Raw genomic sequence first — 17,742 nt, 5'->3', positions numbered from 1 at the left:
CGTCCCGACGCCGACGTCACCGACCCCCACCAGGAACGACAGTGCTGACCGACCTCCTCACCCCCGAGACCATCCTCTTCGCCGACCGCGTCGACGGCTGGCGCGACGCCGTCGAACGCGTCGCTCAGCCCCTGCTCGACAACGGCGCCATCAGCAGCCACTACGTCGCGGCCATGACCGACTCGATCGCCGCGGGCGGCACCTACATCGACCTGGGCTTCGGCATCGCCCTCGCGCACAGCCGGCCCGAGAACGGCGTCGAGCGCACCGGGCTCTCGAGCCTGCGCGTCGGCGAGACGGTGCTGTTGAACGACGACGCGGCGCACCCGATCGACCTCTTCTTCTGCCTCGCCGCGACCGACCCCCAGAGCCACCTCGACACGATGATGGCCCTCGCCACCCTGCTCTCCGACGAGACGCTCCGCGCCGAGCTGCTCGCCTCCTCCACCCCCGCCGACATCCTGGCGGTCCTCACCAAGATCGGACAGAACGCATGAAATTCCTCGCCGTCTGCAGCTCGGGCCTCGGTTCGAGCTTCATGGTCCACATGAACATCGAGAAGGTCCTCAAAGAGCAGGGCATCACCGGGGTCGACGTCGACCACGCCGACCTCGGCTCGGTCGGCCCGGGTGCCGCCGACGTGATCTTCGTCGGCGCCGACCTGGCCGACTCGGTCGGCGGCCTCGGCGACGTCGTGGTGCTCGACAGCATCATCGACCTGGCCGAGCTGCGCACCAAGGTGCGCGAGACCGCCGTGCGCAAGGGCGTGACCGTGCCCGACGCCGGGGCCAACTGATGGAGGGCGTGCTCTCCGTCCTGCTGGACGTCTTCCGCCAGCCCGCGATCATCGTCGCGCTGATCTCGCTCGTCGGGCTGCTGCTGCAGCGTAAGGCGTTCAGCGACGTGCTCAAGGGCACCGTGCGCACCCTCGTCGGGTTCCTCGTGCTGGCCGCCGGAGCCGGCGTGGTCGTCGCCTCGCTCGACCCGTTCGGCGCCATGTTCCAGGAGGCGTTCGACGTCCAGGGCGTCGTGCCGAACAACGAGGCCATCGTCGGCCAGGTGCTGCTCGACTACGGCTCGGCCGCCGCGCTGATCTTCTTCTTCGGGTTCATCGTCAACGTGCTGCTGGCCGCGACGACGCACTTCAAGTACATCTACCTCTCGGGCCACGTCGCCTTCTACATGGCGGCGATGATCGCCGTGATCCTCGGCGTCGCCGGGTTCCCGGTCTGGGGCGTCGTGCTCTGGGGTGCGCTGCTGCAGGGTCTCGTCACGACGCTGTCGCCGGCGATCGTGCAGCCCTTCATGCGCAAGGTCACCGGCTCGAACGACGTCGCCCTCGGCCACACCGGCGGTGCCGGCGTCGCCCTGAGCGGCCTGGTCGCGACGCTGACCCGCGGCAAGGGCACCCGGTCGAAGTCCACGGAAGACATCACGTTCCCGAAGGGGCTCGGGTTCCTGCGCGACACCACGGTGATCGTGGCCCTGTCGATGGCCGTGATCTACGTGATCGTCGCCCTGTTCGCCGGGTCGGCCTTCGTCGAGACCGAGCTGAGCGACGGCCAGAACTACATCGTCTACGTCGTCATGCAGGCCGCGACCTTCTCGGCGGGCGTCTTCGTGATCCTCGCCGGCGTGCGCGTCGTGCTGGCCGAGATCGTGCCCGCGTTCAAGGGCATCAGCGAGCGCCTGGTCAAGAACGCGATCCCCGCACTCGACGTCCCGATCACCTTCACGTTCGCCCCGAACGCCGTGCTGATCGGGTTCCTCGCGAGCTTCGTCGGCGGCATCGTCGGCATGTCGGTGATGATCTTCGCCGGCACCGCCATCGTGATCCCCGGCGTCGTCGCGCACTTCATGACCGGAGCCGCCTCGGGCGTCATCGGCAACGCCGCGGGCGGTCGACGCGGTGCCGTGCTCGGTGCCTTCGCCAACGGTCTCGCGATCACGTTCCTGCCGCTGTTCCTGCTGCCGGTGCTCGGCGACATCGGACTGTCGAACTCGACGTTCTCCGACTCGGACTACGGCGTCGTCGGCATCCTGTTCGGCCAGATCAGCCTGGCCGGCGGTCAGATCGCCGTCATCGTCGCGATCCTCGCCTCGCTCGTGCTGGTCTACGCGTCGAGCCTGTTCGTGCGGGCCCGTGCCCGCCGGGCCGGCGGCCGCGACGGCGGTGCCGGCGACGGCTCCGCCGATGCTCCGACGGACGCCGACGGCACGCGCGTCGGCGAGACCGCCTCGGCCCGCTAGGCCGGCCGGCCGACCTCCTGCCAGGACGGGCGGGTCCGGTGTGAGCGGGCGTCTCCGGACGCCCGCCTCCCCCGGGCCCGCCCGTCCTGCACGTCCGGGCCGCGCCGCTCGTGTCCGGGCCCTCCGTCGGACGCCTGCACCGCGCCTCCTCGTCCCGACTGCTCGGTCGAGTGGTCCCAGATCGTCCTTCCCGGCGGGGTGGAGGACGATCCGGGACCACTCGACGGGAGCGTCAGGGCCTCAGGGCTCGAGGTGTGCGTAGTCGGGCAGGTCGAGCGCGTCGGCCGGCGGGGTGGAGAAGCGTGCGCCGAGCCGACCCGCGACCCGGGTCGACGCGAGCCGCACCCCGGCGTGGAACACCGCGACGCCCGCGCGGGACCTCGGGTTGGCGACCCGCGGCACCCCCGGCGGCAGCTGCTGCGCCTGCTCGACGTAGGGCCGCATCAGCCGCTCGTACCCGGCGAAGGCGTCGCGGTGGTGTCGGTGCGAGGCGAGCTCGCCGGCCAGCACGTACGCCCCGGCCAGCGACAGGCTCGTGCCCATGCCGCTCACCGGCGAGGCGCAGTACGCGGCGTCGCCGAGCAGAACGACCCGGCCCGACGACCAGCGCGGCGCCTGCACCTGCCCGATCGACTCGAAGTAGAGGTCGTCCGCGTGGTCGAAGCCGTCGACCACGCGTCGGGCCTCCCAGCCCGCGTCGTCGAAGATCTCGTGCAGTCGGGCCCGCTGCTCCGCGACGGTGCGGCGCTCGGCCCCGCCCCGCTCTCGGGCGCGGTCGGTGACGAACGACATCGCGGCGCGGATCGTGCCGTGTGGGTCGGGCCGCAGGGTGATCGAGCGCCCCCCGGCGGCGTTGTACCAGCGCCACCAGTCGTCGTCTGCGGCCGTGCGCGGGATCGTCGCGTACGAGGTCTCGAGCCCCAGCGACCGGATCGTCGGCTCGTCGCCGAACACCAGGCGCCGCGTCGACGAGCCGATGCCGTCGGCGGCGACCACGAGGTCGAAGCGTTCGTCGGGAGCGTGCTCGAACGAGACGACGACGCGCCGCGAGCCGGATCCGGGAGGCGCGGTGCCGGCGAGCGCGGAGGCCGCGGTGGTCGTCGGGTCGCCTCCCGTGGCGGCATCAGCGGCGGCGCCGGCGGCCCCCACCCCGCCGCCGACCCCGACCCCGCCGTCCTCCCGGATGCCGGTGATGCGGTCGCCGAAGCGGTACGTGGTGCCACGACCCCGGCCGTCGCTCGTGGTGCGCCCGACGAGGAGCCGCGCGAGGTCCCCCCGCAGGATCTCGAGTTCGGCGGTCGCGCCTCCGGAGTCCGAGGTGCCGGCCGGGAACTCGGCGACCGTGCGGCCCGTCGGCCCGACGAACCGGGTGCCGACCTCACCCGTGGTGGCGGCGCGGACGTCGTCCTCGAGGCCCATGCGGCGCACGACCTCGCGGCCCGCACCGCGGACGTCGACGTTCTGCCCGCCGGTCCGCAGCTCGGGGGCCCGTTCGACGATCGTCGTCTCGAAGCCGTATCGGTCGAGCCAGTAGGCGAGGGCAGGCCCCGCGATGCTGGCACCCGAGACGAGGACGCGGGTGCGCGTGGTGGGGATGGTCACTAATTGCTCCCTGGATTGATTATCAACGATATTGGCAATCTACACGGCTATCGTTGAGTGGTGACCGACATCGACCCCCGCGACCGCCCCGATCGCGACGACCGCACCCGGGCCCGGCGTGACGGTCGCGAGCTGCCCGCCGACGACATCCGTGCCCGCGTGCAGCAGGTGGCCGTCCGGCAGCAGCGCTTCGAGCGGCACCTGGCCGAGCGTCTCGGCGTCGACCGGGCCGGGCTCGACGCCATGGACCACCTGATCACGACCGGCCCGGCGACCCCGAGCGAGCTGGCGCGCCGCGTCGAGGTGTCGACGGCCGCGATGACCCTCGTGTTGAACCGCCTCGAGTCGGCCGGTCACGTGCGGCGCGAGCGACACCCCTCCGACGGCCGCAAGCTGATCGTCACGGCCGAGCAAGCCTCGGCCGACCGGGCCTACGAGCAGGTGCTGCCGATGATCGACGGCATCGAGCACCTCGTCGACGGCATGGACGAGGCCGAGCGGGCGGTCGTGCAGGGCTTCCTCGACCGACTGATCGCCGTGTACGACGACGCGACGCCCTGAGGCCGCCCTGAGCTCGTCGACGAGACCTCACGACGTACCGAGGCGCGCGGCCGTGCGCTCAGTGCCCTGCGCCTCCTGACGCACCGTGATCCGCCAGCCACTCGTGGGCCGCCGCGACGAGTGCGTCCACGCCGTTCGTCAGGGTCGGCTCGACGACCGGCGCATAGAGGGGCGAGTGGTTCGACGGCAGCTGAGCCACGATCCGCGGCACGTCCGCGGCCGACGTCGCCTCGGCGAACGACGCGGGGTCGGCACCCCCGAGCAGCCAGAAGCTGCACGGCGCACCGGCCGCGGTGGCGAGGATGCCGACGTCCTCGCTGCCCGTCACCGGCCCGGGAGCGATGACCTGCTGCTCGCCGAAACGACGCACCAAGGAGGCGCGGGTGCGGTCCGCCGCGGACGGGTCGTTCACGACGGCCGGAAAGCTCTCGTAGTGCTCGACGGTGGGCGGCTGCGGTGCGCCGGCCGCCGCGGCCTCGCCCTCGGCGATTCGCGTGACGGCGGCGAGCGCCCGCTCTCGGACGTGCTCGTCGAACGACCGCATGCTGATCAGGATCTCGGCGGTGTCGGGGATCACGTTGTTCTTGGTGCCCGCGTGGATCGACCCGACGGTGATGACGAGCCGATCAGCGGCAGCGGTCTCGCGCGAGACGATCGTCTGCAATCGCAGCACCGCGGCCGCGGCCATGACGATCGGGTCCACCGTCGTGTCGGGGCGTGATCCGTGGCCGCCCCGGCCGTGGAACGTGATGCGGATGCCGTCCTGCGCGGCGAAGGCGGGGCCGGACTGCAGGGCGACGAGACCGGCCGGGAACGGCGCGACGTGCTGGCCGAGGACGACGTCGGGGGTGGGGACGCGGTCGAGCAGCCCGTCGGCGACGAGCGCGCGGGCGCCGGCACCGAGCTCTTCGGCGGGCTGGAAGAGCACCTCGAGGGTGCCCGACCAGGTGTCGCCGGTCGCCAGTCGGCGTGCGGCACCGACGAGGCAGGTCACGTGCACGTCGTGACCGCAGGCGTGCATCACCGGCACGTCGCGCCCGTCGGGGTCGGTGCCTCGGGCCGTGCTGGCGTAGTCCAGGCCGGTGGCCTCGGCGACGGGCAGTCCGTCCATGTCGGCGCGCAGCAGCACGGTCGGGCCGTCCCCGCGGCGCAACACGCCGACCACACCCGTGCCCCCGACGCCGGTGTGCACCTCGAAGCCGAGGGCGGTGAGCTCGGCCGCGACGATCGCGGCCGTCGCGTCCTCGTGGAACGACAACTCGGGGTGTCGGTGGAGATGCCGGTACAACTCGTCGAGCGGGGCGCCCACGGCGGGCGGCCGGACGTCGTCGGGGAGGGGGCGCGGCTGGTCGGTGCCGGTCGAGGTCATGAGGTGCTCCTCTGGTGGTGCGTGGGTGGTTCGTGGCGACGACGCTACCCACCACCCCCGTCACTCGCCACGTGCCACGTGCCCGCCGCCCTCTCGCCGCCCCTCGTGGTCGCCGACCCGGCCTACGCTCGAGGGGTGATCGAGACGACCGACGGCCTCATCCCGCTCGTCGACCGGTGGGTCGAGGGCTGGGCGCTCTCGCGTGGCGCCGCCCGTCACCGCGACGGCGACGCCTGGCGGGTCGACGTCGCCGCCGCGACCCGCGCCGTCGAACGGATCGTGGGCCGGCCGACCCCGGACGAGCTCACCCGCCTCGTCGACGAGACGACCGCGCCCGACGTCTGGCTGTCGGTGATCGGCCCCCTCGACGACGTCGCCCGCGCGACCCTGGCCCGGCTCGACGCCGTGACGCACGCCGAGCGGATGATGACGAGCCAGGTGTCGGCGCGGCCGCTGCCCGCGGGCGTGATCGTCGACGGCGACGGCGACGGTCGGGTCGTGCACGTCCGGGTCGAGGTCGACGGCGTCGTCGCCGCCCGCGGCCAGGCGGCGGTCGTCGGCGAGGACGTCGTCTTCGACCGCATCGCGACCGAACCCGACTTCCGGAGGCGCGGGCTGGGCAGCCGCGTCATGGCCGGCCTCGAACACGGGGCCGCCGACCGGGGAGCGACGACGGGTCTGCTCTTCGCGAGCGTCGACGGTCGCCGCCTCTACGAGAGCCTCGGCTGGCGCGAGGTCGCCGAGCTGGGGACCTGGCGGGGTCGCGGCCTCCCGGGGTGACGACCCGCGCCTCCTCTTCGGTGGCCGCGGTACCGCGCGGGGCGGTCACCTGCCACGATGACCTCGTGACCGAGCGCGCACCCGATCCGACGGCCCGACCCGAGAAGCCGTCGAGCCCCGGCCCGGCCCGGGTCCGTGAGGTGCTGGCGGCGTTCTCGGTGCTCGGGGTCACGTCGTTCGGCGGGCCGGTCGCGCACCTCGGGTACTTCCGGGCCGAGGCCGTGAGCAGACGACGCTGGCTCGGCGACACCGCGTACGGCGACCTCGTCGCGATCGCGCAGTTCCTGCCCGGCCCGGCGTCGAGCCAGGTCGGGTTCGGGCTCGGCCTGCTCCGGGCGGGTCCCGTCGGAGCGCTCGTCGCCTTCGTGGCGTTCACCCTGCCGTCGGCACTCATCATGTTCGTCATCGCCACCGGCGTCGGCCTGTTCGAGGGTCCGGTGGGCTCGGCGATCGTCACGGGGCTGGGGATCGGCGCGGTCGCGATCGTCGCCCATGCCGTGATCGGCATGTCCCGCGCGCTGGCACCGGACCCGACGCGGGCGAGCATCGCGGTGACCGCGGCCGTCCTCGCGCTGGCGCTGGCCGGCCCGGCCGGGCAGCTCTCGGCGATCGCGCTGGGGGTGCTGGCCGGGCTCGCCTTCTGTCGGAGGTCCGACCCGACGGCCGGAGCGGCGGTGCCCGCCGTCCATCCCGAGCCCCTCCGGTTCCCCGTCTCGCGGGCCGCGGGCGTCGCCTGCCTCGTGGCCTTCGCCTCCCTGTTGGTCGGCCTTCCCGCCGTCGCCGCCGCGACGGGGTCGGGGTCGATCGCGCTCGTCGACGTCTTCTACCGGGCCGGCGCCCTGGTCTTCGGCGGAGGGCACGTCGTCCTGCCGCTGTTGCACGCCGGCCTGGTCGAGCCGGGTTTCGTCGACGACGACACCTTCTTGACGGGTTATGCCGCAGCCCAGGCCGTCCCGGGCCCGCTGTTCACCTTCGCGACCTACCTCGGCACCGTGGCCGACATCGGGCCGGGAGGCGCGCTCGGGGCCGCGCTCGCGACCGTCGCCATCTTCGCGCCTGGGTTCCTCCTGCTCGTCGGGGTGCTGCCGTTCTGGAACGCCCTGGGGAGCCGGGCACCGGTCCGGGCCCTGATGCGCGGGGCCAACGCGGCGGTCGTGGGCCTGCTGGTCGCCGCCCTCTACGACCCCGTCGTCACGACCGCGATCACCGGGGTGGCGCCGTTCTGCCTGGCGCTCGTCTGCTTCGTGCTGCTGGTGGTGTGGCGGACCCCGCCGTGGGCCGTCGTCGCGCTGGCGGCGGCCGGCGGACTGCTGCTCGGGGCCCTGCCCGCCTGACCCCCCGACCGGGCGGGGCCCGGCGAGGCACCCTCGCGCCGCCCGCACCCCGTGTTCTGCTGGAGGCATGCCGTTCGACCAGAGCCTCGTCCCGTGGATCATCGCCGCCGTTCTGCTCGTCGCCCTGATCGTCGTGGCCGTCGTGCTGCGGGCGCGGGCGAAGCGGGCCCTGGCCGCCGCGAAGGCGGCCGCCGACGAGCAGGCCCGGGCCGCCCGCGAGCAGCACGAGGCCCTCGCCGCGGCCCACGACGACGCCCTCGCTAAGGCCGCCGCCGACCACGCCCGCGAGCGCGACGCCCTGGGCGCCGAGCGTCAGGCCGCCCTCACCGAGGCGAAGCAGGCGCGCGACCTCGTGGCGTCCGGCCTCAAGTGGGAGGCCACCTCGCGCGACGACATCGCCGACACCTGCCGACAGCTGGGCGTGGACGCGGTGTTGCTGACCAACGTGGTCTTCGTTCCCGTGGCGACCGGCGCCTCCTCGCGGTTCGTCGCGCAGGTCGACCACGTCCTGCTCGCCGAGACCGGCGTGATGGTGATCGAGAACAAGGGCTGGAACGGCATCGTCTTCGACGGCCTGACCCCGAGCAGCGTGTTCCCGGCCTTCGCGGGCCTGTTCGACGAGAGCACGATGACGCCGCCGTTCGCGCTGCAGGTCGTCAAGGACTCGCCCACCGTGCTGACCGTGCGCACCCACCTCGGCCGCGAGGCCCCCGCGTCGCAGGTGCGGCGCCAGGCGCAGCGGCTGTCCGACCGGGTGCAGGCCGAGACCGGCGTCCGGCTCTGGTTCGACACCTGCGTCTTCTACTCGCACCGCGACGCGACGGTCTTCGCGACCGAGCGCGACGCCACCGACGGAGGTGCGGCCACGGTGATCGTGTCGCACCGGTCCCAGCTGGCGGGCGTCGTCCGCGAACTGACCTCGCGTCCGACGAAGAAGCTGTCCCGGGCACGGGTCGACGACCTCGCCCGGCTGTTCGCGTCGTACGGCGCCGACGTGCTGCGCTTCGGCGCCCACGCCCAGGAGGCGCGGGTCGCGTCGGTGCCGGAGGCCACGGCCCCCGAGGCGGCGGCCCCAGCCCGCGAGTCGGAGGCCGCGGCCACCACCGCCGCCGCCGCCGCCGCCTCCTCCTCCTCCTCCTCCTCCTCCTCCTCCTCCGCCCAGGATGCCCAGGGGTCCGACCGGACCGAGTGAGACAGGCGTCGCCTGTGGACGACGCCTCGCCCCCAGGAGGCACGGTGCCGGTTCCGCCCACACCGCGCCTCCCCGGGTCCGCGGCCCGTCGGCGGCACCCTGTAGCGTCGTCGGGAGACGAGACAAGACGACACCTGTGGTCGACGGGCGATCCAGGGGCGAGGGGACCGGCATGGGACGCGTGACGGAGGGCGCCGACGCGATCGGGCGGGCACTCAACACGGCCCTGCGACGCGTGCCCGTCGAGAAGGTGCCGCTGTTCCGCCAGTCGTTCATCGCCCTGCTGATCGCGCTGGCCGCGGTGCTCAGCGCCACCCTGCCCTGGCTGATCGTCACCGACGCGGTCACGATGTGGCTCGGCGTGGCGGTCGCCGTCGCGGCCCTGGCGTTCGCCGCCACGATGGCCCGCCACACCCGGCTCCGGCGATGGGAGCTGCTGGTGCCCGCGGCCGACTTCGTCGCCGTGGGGCTGCTGCGCTACGGCACGGGTGACCAGCGATCGGTCTTCCTGCCGATCGTGCTGCTCGCGGTCGTCTGGGTCGCGTCCTGGCCCGGTCGGCGCAACGTCCTGCTGCCCCTGGTCGGAACGTCCGTCACCCTGCTGCTGCCGTACCTGTTCACCGCGGACGGTCGGGGCCCGAGCGAGTTGATCCGGCTGGCGTTCGCCCTGGTCGTCTACGCGACCGTCGCCGCGGCGGTCAACGAACTCGCCCGGCAGGCGAAGGCCCGACTCGAGCGGGCGCGGGCCCAGCAGCACGCCCTCGAGCGCGAGCTCAACCGGGCCGCCGTGGTGCAGCAGTCGCTGCTGCCGCCGGACGCCTCGACCCTGCCCGACGCCTTCGCGGTGTTCGGGGCCTGCGTGCCGGCCCGCGAGGTCGGCGGCGACTTCTTCGACTGGTACCCGACCTCGACCGGCATCGCCGTGACCGTCGGCGACGTCATGGGCAAGGGCGTCGGCGCGGGCATGATCGCGGCGGCGGTGCGCTCGGTGATCCGCAGCAGCGTCGACGACGGTGACCCGGCCGAGGCCTTCCACCGCGCCTCCGTGGGGTTGACGACGAGCGCGTACGACACCGAGACGCAGTTCACGACGTCGTTCCATGCGCGCATCGACGCCGACGGCGGCGTGCTCTGGGCCGACGCGGGGCACGGCCTGGCCTTCATCCGTCGGGCCTCGGGGGCCGTCGACCGCCTGAACTCGGCCGACCTGCCCATCGGGGTGGGCACCGGTTGGCACCGGCACCGCTCACAGCTCGACGACGGCGACGTGTTCGTCTGTGTCAGCGACGGCGTGCTCGACCTGTTCCCCGTCGAACTCGAGGCGCTGCACGACCTCGAGCGACTGCTCGCCGCGACGCCCGAGCCGGCGCGCATCGTCGAGGTCGTCGAGCGGCTCGCCCTCGAGCGCGACCGCAGCGACGACGTGACCGTGGTCGCGACGACGCTCGTGCCGACGTCGGTGCCGGCGCGTCCCTGAGCCCCGCGGCCTGGCCACCCGCCCGCCGTCGGACACCGCTCCGCACCGCTTCAGGGTCTGCCCGCCACGAAGTACATACCCCGCTACCTTTTTGCGTGGCGGGATGTCGACTTCGTGGCGGGGTGGCGGGCTGGCCGCTCGGCGGCGGCGCCGGTGCCGACGCCTGCTATCCCCGACGCCTGCTCGCCACCAGCGCGACCACGAGCCCGGTGATGACGGTGGCGCCGACGGCGTTGGTGACGCGGGCGCGGCGCCGGTAGCGCTGGTGGGCCTGGTCGGTGGCCTCCATCGCGGCGATCGTGACGGTCTCGGCGACGTCGCGCACGGTCTTCTCGGCCCGGTCGGCGATCACCTCGGCGCGGTCGACCAGGTCGTGGGCCGACGACCCGGCCCGGTCGGTGACGTCGCGCACCACGGTCTCGGCCCGGCCCGCGAGGTCGTGCAGGGCACCGCGGGCCACGGGCGGCACGACGTCGGAGGTGTCGATGAGTTCACGGGCCCGTCGTGCGGCGCGGGTGACGAAGTCGTCGGGGTCGGTGGTGCTCATGCGGCTCTCTCCGTTCGCCCGTGCACGGGTGCCACGGGTCCCCGCCATCGTGCTCCCCTCCGGATGATGAGGGTGCGCACGGCCCGCACCGCCGGGCCGCAGGAGGCGCGGGTCGCGTCCCCAGGACCCCTCCCTCTGCGCACCACGCACCACGCACCACGCCAGGATGTGAGCACAGCGCCAGCCCTTGTCCTGGCGTCGTGCCCACATCCTGGCGTCGTGCCCACATCCCGGTGTCGGCCGATCCGCAGCACCCGACCCCACCAGCCGCACCGCACCGCACCGCACCGCCGTCGAGCGCGCAGACTGGCCTCTGACCCTCCGACGGAACGAGCCACTCCCCCATGACCACCACCGTCCTCCTCGCCGGCGCGACCGGCGACCTCGGCCAGCGCATCGCCCGCGAACTGCTCCGCGACACCACGGACGACGTGCGCCTGCGCGTCCTGACCCGCCCCGGCAACACCGGCGCGACCACGCTGTTCGGTGACGACGACCGGGTCGAGGTGACCCGCGCCTCCTACACGGACGTGCCCGCCCTGACCGACGCCGCCCGCGGCGCCGACGTCGTCGTGTCCGCCGTCAGCGGCACCCGCGCCGTGATCGTCGACGCGCAGCGCGCCCTCCTGAAGGCCGCCGTCGCGGCGGGCGTGCCCCGGTTCGTGCCCTCCGACTACTCGGCCGACTACCGCAGCATCCCGCCGGGCAGCAACCGCAACTTCGAACTGCGTCGCGAGTTCGCGGCCGACGTCGACGCGGCCCCGATCCGGGCGACGTCGGTGCTGAACGGCATGTTCACCGACCTGTTGACCGGGGACGCACCCCTGGTCCTCTTCGACCGCAAGCGGGTGCTGTTCTGGTCGTCGGCCGACCAGGTGCTCGACTTCACGACCAAGGACGACGTCGCCCACGTCGTCGCCCGGGTCGCGCTCGACCCCGAGGCGCCGCGCGTCGTGGAGGTCGCCGGCGACCGGGTCACGGCACGCCAGGTCGCCCGCACGATGAGCGAGCTCACCGGCACGTCCTTCAAGCCGCAGTGGGCCGGCACGACCGGCACCCTGTCGGCGATGGCGGCCGTCATGCGTCGCACGTCGAAGGGCGACGACACCTTCCCCGCCTGGCAGGGCATGCAGTACTTCGTCAACATGTTCAGCGGCGACGCACAGCTGCGGCACGTCGACGGAGACCGCTACGGTCCCGCACGCTGGACGACCGTCCGCGACGTCCTCGCGACGCGGACCGGTGCCGCGGCGGTGACCGCCACCCCTGCCTGACCGAGAACCAGGAGGCGCGGGTCGGTGACGGACGTCGGCCCGCCTCGAGCACGCCTCAGGGCCGGGTGAGCCGCCCGCCGCCGGTGTCGCCCTCGGCGGTCGTCGCCTGCGTCAGCAGGCCCAGGGACGGTGCCCGCCCCTTCTCGATGTGGGTGAAGGCGATGGACTCGGCGAGCCGCTCGTTGCCGGCGCCGATGGCCTCGAGCATCTCGTGGTGCTCGTCGGACTGCTGACGCTGGTCACGGGCCGAGGTCAGGTAGAACAGCCACGTCATCCGACCGGTCACGGCCCGCATCAGCGAGTTCAACAGGGCACTGCCGCCGATCTGGACGACGACCTCGTGCACGACCGTGGACGTCTCGGCGACCTCGAGCCAGTCGTTGCCGTCGAGCGCCCGGTGCTCGTCGGCGATCGCCTTCCGCAGGGGTTCGAGCGAGGCACCGCCCGCCGCCGCGCGGGCCGCCAGCCGGGCGGCGAGGGTCTCGAGGCTCAGGCGGGCGTCGAACAGTTCGGTGATGTCCGCCTCGGTCCACTCGACGACGCGGGACGACCGTCGAGGCAGGGTGCGGACGAAACCCTCGTTCTCGAGCTGCGGCAACGCCTCGCGGATGGGCAGGCGCGACACGTTGAGCTCGGCCGCGAGGGTCGCCTCGACCAGCCGGGCGCCCTGGGTGTAGTCACCGAGGATGATCCGCCGTCGGAGCGTCCGGTAGGTCTGCTCGGCGAGGGAGGACTCGGGGGTGACGGCGGTCATGACGTGGTCCGTTCGGAGGGGGATCACCTCATTCAACACGAGCCGCCGCCCGGGACGGACCGGGCCAGCTGCGCGCCTTGGCCAGCGGGGTGGCGTAGCTGTCGATCTTGCTCGTCGTCAGCCTCTGCCGGGCGAGCGTCTCGACGAGCGACGCGGCGGCCGCGACGCCGTCGACGACCGGAACGGGGAGGCGCTCCCCGACGTGCTCCTCGAGTCCGGCCATGCCCGCGCAGCCGAGGCAGACCACCTCCGCTCCGCGGGCGACGGCGCGCAGTCCCGCGGCGACGAAGGCCTCGGCGGTGGCCACGGGGTCTGCCTCGAGCTCGAGGACGCCGAGGCCGGTGTCCTCGATCGCGACGCAGTGCTCCATCAGCCCCGCCGTGGTGAGGCTGTCGGCGATCTGGCCGACCGCGCGACGCACCGTCGTCACCACGCCGAACCGCCGCCCGAGCAGCATGGCGACGTGCGCCGCGGCCTCGGTGATGTCGACCACGGGGATGTCGAGCAGTTCACGGGCGCCCTCGCGGCCGTGTTCACCGAACCCGGCCAGGACGACCCCGTCGACGTCGCCCGGCAAGCTGCCCAGGGTGTCCAGCACGGCCGCCGCGCTGACGAAGCTGTCGTACCACCCCTCGGCCGAGGCCACGCCCCAGCTCGGCGTGATGCCGACGACGGTCGTGCCGGGCCCGACGGCGAGTCGCGCACGGGCGACGGCCGTCTCGGTCATCGACTCGGTCGTGTTGCAGTTGACGACGGCGATGCGGAGCCCGCCGGCACCGCCGGCCACCCCGGCACCGCCCGTCACGCCGACACCGCCCGTCACGCCGACACCGCGACGGGTGCGAGGCGATGCTCGTCACCCACCCCGCGGGCCCGGGCGAGGTCGATGACGGCACCTGCCACCGCCAGATCCTGCGCCGCGAGTCCGACCGAGTCGAACACGGTCACCTCGTGCGCGGACACCCGTCCGGGTGCGATGCCCGCCACGATCTCGCCGAGCTCACGGAGGCGCGTGTCGGTCGGCAGGGCGCCCTCACGGAGGGCTTCGAGCAGGTCGCCGGACTTGGCCCGGGCGGTCGCGGCGCCGTCGACCACGAGGGTGCCCCGGGCCATGGCCGCGCCGTCCAACTCTCGGTGGGTCGGCCTCGGTCGGGCCCCGACGGCGTTGACGTGCTGCCCCGCGTGCAACCAGGCACCTCGGACGATCGGTTCGACCGAGGGCGTCAGGGTGCAGAGCACGTCGGAGGACTCGACGACGGTCCGGACGTCGTCCACCACCGTCACCGCGAGCCCGGGAGCGAAGTCGCCCACGGCGGCCACGAAGCGGTCGACGGTCGACGACGAGCGGGACCACACCACGACGTGGTCCAACTGCGGGGCGACCCGGGCCGCCCGCAACGCGCGGACGTGCTCGACGGCCAGGTTCCCGGCCCCCACCAGTCCGAGCACGCGTGAGTCGGGACGTGCCAGGTGCCGGGTGGCGACGGCGGACGCGGCGGCCGTCCTGACCCGCGTGACCATGGCCCCGTCCAGCACGGCCACGCACTCACCGGTCTCGACGGACGAGACGACGATCGTCGAGCGCTGGGACGGCAGACCCCGGGCGGTGTTGCCGGGGACGTCGGCCATCAGCTTGACGGCGGCCAGGCCGAGTCGATCCGAGCGCACGGCCATGGGCAGGAACACCGTGTCGTCCGACCCGGCCAACGTCACCGGGGCCGGTTGCGCCATGGCCCCGGTGCCGAGGTCGGCGTGCACCGCCTCGACGGCGGCGAACGCGTCGACCCCGGACAGCAGGTCGGCGATCTCGGTCGAGGCGAGGACGAGCGTCACGACGCGGCGCCCACCGTGCGGACCGCGTGGCCGCCGGTGAGCTCGTCCAGGGTGGGTGCGCGTCCGATCAGGCCGCCGTCGACGAGGATGCGCATCCAGCGGTCCGAGGCGGCGGCGTCGATCTCGGTCGTGTCCCAGACGCCTCCCTCGGCCATCTGCTCGACGGCCGAGCGGAGCAGCGCGGCGTCCTTCTCGGGCCAGCGGGCGGCGAGGACGGCGCTGATCTCGGCATCCGCGTCGCCCGACGTGATCTTCCGCATGCCCTGCTCGACGGCGCCGACGAAGCGCTCGACCTTGTCCGCGATCTCGTCGACACGGTCGGTGCGCACGTAGTAGACGCTGTTCGGCATGACGCCGCCCTCGGCGAGGTGACTGAAGACGATCGTGCCGTGGCCGGCCGCGACCAACTCGGACGCCGACAGGAGGTCGAGCACGATGGCGTCGCCGAGACCGCCCCGGTAGAGCTCGATCATCATGGCGGTCGACAGGTCACGTACCCAGCGGGTGGCCGCCGGATCGAGACCGGCCTCGCGGATGAGGCCCGCCGTGAACTCGTACGGTGCGCTGCCGCCGGCCCCCGGGGCGAGGGCGACCTTCCCGGCGAGCCAGTCGAGACCGACCGGACCCGTGGCGTCCCGGGCGACGATCGTCATGGGGAAGCGGTGGTTCAGCTGTCCCACGACCGTGACGCGACGGTCCATGCCGGCGTACATGCCGGGCACCCACAGACCGCCCAACGCCACGTCGGCCGCGCCCGACTCGAGGTCGTCGAGCACTCCGGTCCACGGGTCGCGTGCCGTGGCGGTGACCTCGAGGCCGGCGGCGGCGAAGAGTCCGCCCACGTCGGCGACGTACTCGGGCAGGTAGTTCAGGCCGTTCGCCGTGGCGGCGACGTTGAGCTGGTCCATGGGGTTCCTCCTGGGATGGTGGTGTTCGGTTCTGGTGGTGTCGGCGACCCGCGACACCGTCGGGGGGTCAGTCGGTCGCGCGGGTCGCGACCGGGGTCGGTGCGGGGGCCGGGGCCATCAGGGCGTTCTCGTTGACGTCCTCGAGCGAGCGCCCCCGGGTCTCGGGAGCGAAGCGGGCGGCGACCACCAGGACGGCGTACATGGCGGCCGCGAGGCCGAAGACCCCGGCGAAGGCGTACGAACCGTAGAGCGCCACGGCGAGGAACGGCATGATCGCCCCGGCGATGTTTCCGATGCCGTTGACGATCGAGGCCCCGGAGGCGCGGATCGCGGTCGGGAAGACCTCTGCGGTCCACGTCGCGAGGGTCGTGTTCGTGACCATGGTGAAGTACTGGAACAGGGCACCCAGCACCAGGATGGCCCCGGTGCCGTTGCCGAGCGCCGCGAAGGCGAGGGCGGTGACGCAGCCGAGCACCCCGGCCGTGGTGACCGCCGTCCGGCGGCCGACCCGGCCCGCGATGAGGGCGGCCGTGGTGGCGCCGAGGAGCGAGCCGATGTTCATGATCATCGTGTAGAGCAGGCTCTGGGTGACGCTGTACCCACGCTCGACCAGCAGGGTGGGCATCAGGAAGTTCAGGGTCACCTGCGATCCGAAGGCCATCCAGGACGCGACCCCGAGGGCGACGGTGCGGCGCAGGACGAACCGGTGGAACACGGCGGCGGGGTTGGCGTGGACGGGCATGGGTGGCAGGTCGTCCGGCGACAGCTGCACGGGCGGCTTCGCATCGGTCGGGCGCAACGAGTTCGACGCGAGGATGGCGAGTGAGCGGTTGGCCTCGTCGACGCGACCCTTCGAGAGCAGGAACCGCGGGGTCTCGGGCAGTCGCCGCCGGTAGAGGACGACCAACAGGGCGGGCACGGCCAGGATGACGAAGGTCCAGCGCCAGACGACGTCGGGACCACCGAGGCTGACCTCGAGCGGGCCGAGCAGCAGCAGGAACAGTCCGTATGAGATGAAGTTGCCCAGGCCGCCCGCACCGACGTTGATCATGCCGATGGCCGTGCCCCGGAACTTCGTGGCCACCATCTCGGACAACATGACGATGCCGATCATGAACTCGCCGCCGATGCCAATGCCGACGATCAGTCGGCTGACGAGCAGCCACTCGTAGTTCATGGCGACCGCGCTGAGCAGACCGCCCAGCGTGTAGATCAGCAGGTTCAGGCCGAGCGAGAAGCGTCGACCGTACTTGTCGGCCAGGTACCCGGCGAGCAGCCGCCCGATCAGGCCGCCGATGACGGTCGCCGTGTTGATGCCGGTGAGCTGGACGTCGCCGATCTGCAGCGAGTCCTTCAGGTGGCTGCCCATGGCACCGACCGAGTTCTGCTCGAGGGTGTTGAAGAACTCCCCGGCGAGGATCAGCAGGAAGATCCAGAACTGGGCACGGGTGAACCCGATCGAGTCGAGGACGGAGGCGACGGACGCGCCGGACGAAGACGGGGGTGCGGTGGTGCGGGATACAGCAGTCATGAGCGACTCCACGGCAGGTGAGGGTTGAGTGGCGACTGGCGACGAGGTCAGTTGCACGAAGTCCTCACTTTGTATCCCGGAATCGGTTTCGGACAGGTTACATGGATAATACGCTTTGTTTCACGCCCGGCCCTACTGGGGTGATCCCTCGGAACCACCCTCGTATCACGGTCCTCGGTATCCCGGATTCGCGACACCGTCTGCGGCGGCGGCTCCTTCGTCGAGACGGCGGCGACCCGGCTGCTGCGAGCGGTCGGCGACCTCGTGGCGGCCAGCCCGCAGGACCGGGGATCGACGGATCCGCGATCGGGCCGGATCACCCCCGAGGCC

General features: G+C 73.0%; 17 protein-coding genes. 9 read left to right on the top strand and 8 right to left on the bottom strand.

Translation table 11 applies throughout. The annotated features are described in order from the left end of the window. Positions 1 to 41: 41 nt before the first annotated feature. From IFT79_RS15665 to IFT79_RS15655, 3 genes are read left to right on the top strand one after another with little or no spacing between them, the layout of a single operon-like run. Positions 42 to 497, top strand: a complete 456-nt coding sequence (locus tag IFT79_RS15665; RefSeq protein WP_192125234.1) for a PTS sugar transporter subunit IIA — start codon at positions 42 to 44, stop codon at positions 495 to 497. Then, positions 494 to 796, top strand: a complete 303-nt coding sequence (locus IFT79_RS15660) for a PTS sugar transporter subunit IIB (protein WP_056044337.1) — start codon at positions 494 to 496, stop codon at positions 794 to 796. The genes IFT79_RS15665 and IFT79_RS15660 overlap by 4 nt, the downstream gene beginning before the upstream one ends. Positions 797 to 804: 8 nt before the next feature. Beyond that, positions 805 to 2,250, top strand: a complete 1,446-nt coding sequence (locus tag IFT79_RS15655; protein WP_347342489.1) for a PTS ascorbate transporter subunit IIC — start codon at positions 805 to 807, stop codon at positions 2,248 to 2,250. A 240-nt stretch (positions 2,251 to 2,490) separates the two neighbouring features. On the opposite strand, the gene IFT79_RS16580 is transcribed toward IFT79_RS15655, so the two are convergent. Then, the gene (locus IFT79_RS16580) at positions 2,491 to 3,852 is read right to left on the bottom strand and encodes an FAD-dependent monooxygenase (RefSeq protein ID WP_342211872.1); all 1,362 of its coding nucleotides are present in this window, start codon (positions 3,850 to 3,852) and stop codon (positions 2,491 to 2,493) included. A 60-nt stretch (positions 3,853 to 3,912) separates the two neighbouring features. Between IFT79_RS16580 and IFT79_RS15640 the strand changes: the two genes are divergently transcribed. Next, on the top strand, positions 3,913 to 4,413 hold the full coding sequence (locus IFT79_RS15640) for a MarR family winged helix-turn-helix transcriptional regulator (RefSeq protein WP_233568428.1): 501 nt from the start codon (positions 3,913 to 3,915) through the stop codon (positions 4,411 to 4,413). Between the two features lie 58 nt (positions 4,414 to 4,471). Here IFT79_RS15640 and IFT79_RS15635 read toward each other — a convergent pair whose 3' ends face one another. After that, a complete protein-coding gene (locus IFT79_RS15635) occupies positions 4,472 to 5,782 on the bottom strand; it encodes an amidohydrolase (protein WP_082460113.1) in 1,311 nt (436 codons plus the stop codon). A gap of 135 nt (positions 5,783 to 5,917) precedes the next feature. Here IFT79_RS15635 and IFT79_RS17015 point away from each other — a divergent pair, with 135 nt between their 5' ends. The 4 genes from IFT79_RS17015 (at position 5,918) to IFT79_RS15615 (ending at position 10,565) form a co-directional block, all read left to right on the top strand. Then, a complete protein-coding gene (locus IFT79_RS17015) occupies positions 5,918 to 6,562 on the top strand; it encodes a GNAT family N-acetyltransferase (RefSeq protein ID WP_192125232.1) in 645 nt (214 codons plus the stop codon). Between the two features lie 65 nt (positions 6,563 to 6,627). Next, complete coding sequence (chrA, locus tag IFT79_RS15625) at positions 6,628 to 7,896, top strand: chromate efflux transporter (protein ID WP_446718866.1); 1,269 nt, start codon at positions 6,628 to 6,630, stop codon at positions 7,894 to 7,896. Between the two features lie 67 nt (positions 7,897 to 7,963). After that, on the top strand, positions 7,964 to 9,088 hold the full coding sequence (locus tag IFT79_RS16770; RefSeq protein ID WP_192125230.1) for a nuclease-related domain-containing protein: 1,125 nt from the start codon (positions 7,964 to 7,966) through the stop codon (positions 9,086 to 9,088). 172 nt (positions 9,089 to 9,260) lie between these two features. Beyond that, positions 9,261 to 10,565 carry a PP2C family protein-serine/threonine phosphatase gene (locus tag IFT79_RS15615; RefSeq protein WP_192125228.1) on the top strand — a complete coding sequence of 435 codons (1,305 nt, stop codon included), beginning with the start codon at positions 9,261 to 9,263 and terminating at the stop codon, positions 10,563 to 10,565. Between the two features lie 166 nt (positions 10,566 to 10,731). Here IFT79_RS15615 and IFT79_RS15610 read toward each other — a convergent pair whose 3' ends face one another. Then, a complete protein-coding gene (locus IFT79_RS15610) occupies positions 10,732 to 11,112 on the bottom strand; it encodes a hypothetical protein (protein ID WP_043597691.1) in 381 nt (126 codons plus the stop codon). A 344-nt stretch (positions 11,113 to 11,456) separates the two neighbouring features. Between IFT79_RS15610 and IFT79_RS15605 the strand changes: the two genes are divergently transcribed. Further along, positions 11,457 to 12,386 carry an NmrA family NAD(P)-binding protein gene (locus IFT79_RS15605; protein WP_192125226.1) on the top strand — a complete coding sequence of 310 codons (930 nt, stop codon included), beginning with the start codon at positions 11,457 to 11,459 and terminating at the stop codon, positions 12,384 to 12,386. Positions 12,387 to 12,441: 55 nt separating this feature from the next. On the opposite strand, the gene IFT79_RS15600 is transcribed toward IFT79_RS15605, so the two are convergent. The 5 genes from IFT79_RS15600 to IFT79_RS15580 form a co-directional block, all read right to left on the bottom strand. After that, the gene (locus IFT79_RS15600) at positions 12,442 to 13,140 is read right to left on the bottom strand and encodes a GntR family transcriptional regulator (protein ID WP_192125224.1); all 699 of its coding nucleotides are present in this window, start codon (positions 13,138 to 13,140) and stop codon (positions 12,442 to 12,444) included. A 28-nt stretch (positions 13,141 to 13,168) separates the two neighbouring features. Further along, entirely contained in the window at positions 13,169 to 13,963 is a 795-nt protein-coding gene (locus tag IFT79_RS15595) for an aspartate/glutamate racemase family protein (protein WP_233568429.1), read from the bottom strand. Then, positions 13,960 to 14,973 carry an ornithine cyclodeaminase family protein gene (locus tag IFT79_RS15590; RefSeq protein ID WP_192125222.1) on the bottom strand — a complete coding sequence of 338 codons (1,014 nt, stop codon included), beginning with the start codon at positions 14,971 to 14,973 and terminating at the stop codon, positions 13,960 to 13,962. The genes IFT79_RS15595 and IFT79_RS15590 overlap by 4 nt, the downstream gene beginning before the upstream one ends. Then, positions 14,970 to 15,881, bottom strand: coding sequence for an ABC transporter substrate-binding protein (locus IFT79_RS15585; RefSeq protein WP_192125220.1), 912 nt, complete (start codon positions 15,879 to 15,881; stop codon positions 14,970 to 14,972). Before IFT79_RS15585 ends, IFT79_RS15590 begins: the two co-directional genes overlap by 4 nt. Positions 15,882 to 15,948: 67 nt before the next feature. Next, positions 15,949 to 17,412: an MFS transporter gene (locus IFT79_RS15580; protein ID WP_233568430.1), complete on the bottom strand. Its 1,464-nt coding sequence runs from the start codon at positions 17,410 to 17,412 to the stop codon at positions 15,949 to 15,951. Between the last annotated feature and the right edge of the window lie 330 nt (positions 17,413 to 17,742).

It is taken from the genome of Frigoribacterium sp. CFBP 8759, from assembly GCF_014841655.1.
Taxonomy (GTDB): Bacteria; Actinomycetota; Actinomycetes; order Actinomycetales; family Microbacteriaceae; genus Frigoribacterium.
Note: the sequence above shows the minus strand (reverse complement) of the source record. Positions and strands in the feature narration are given on the sequence as shown.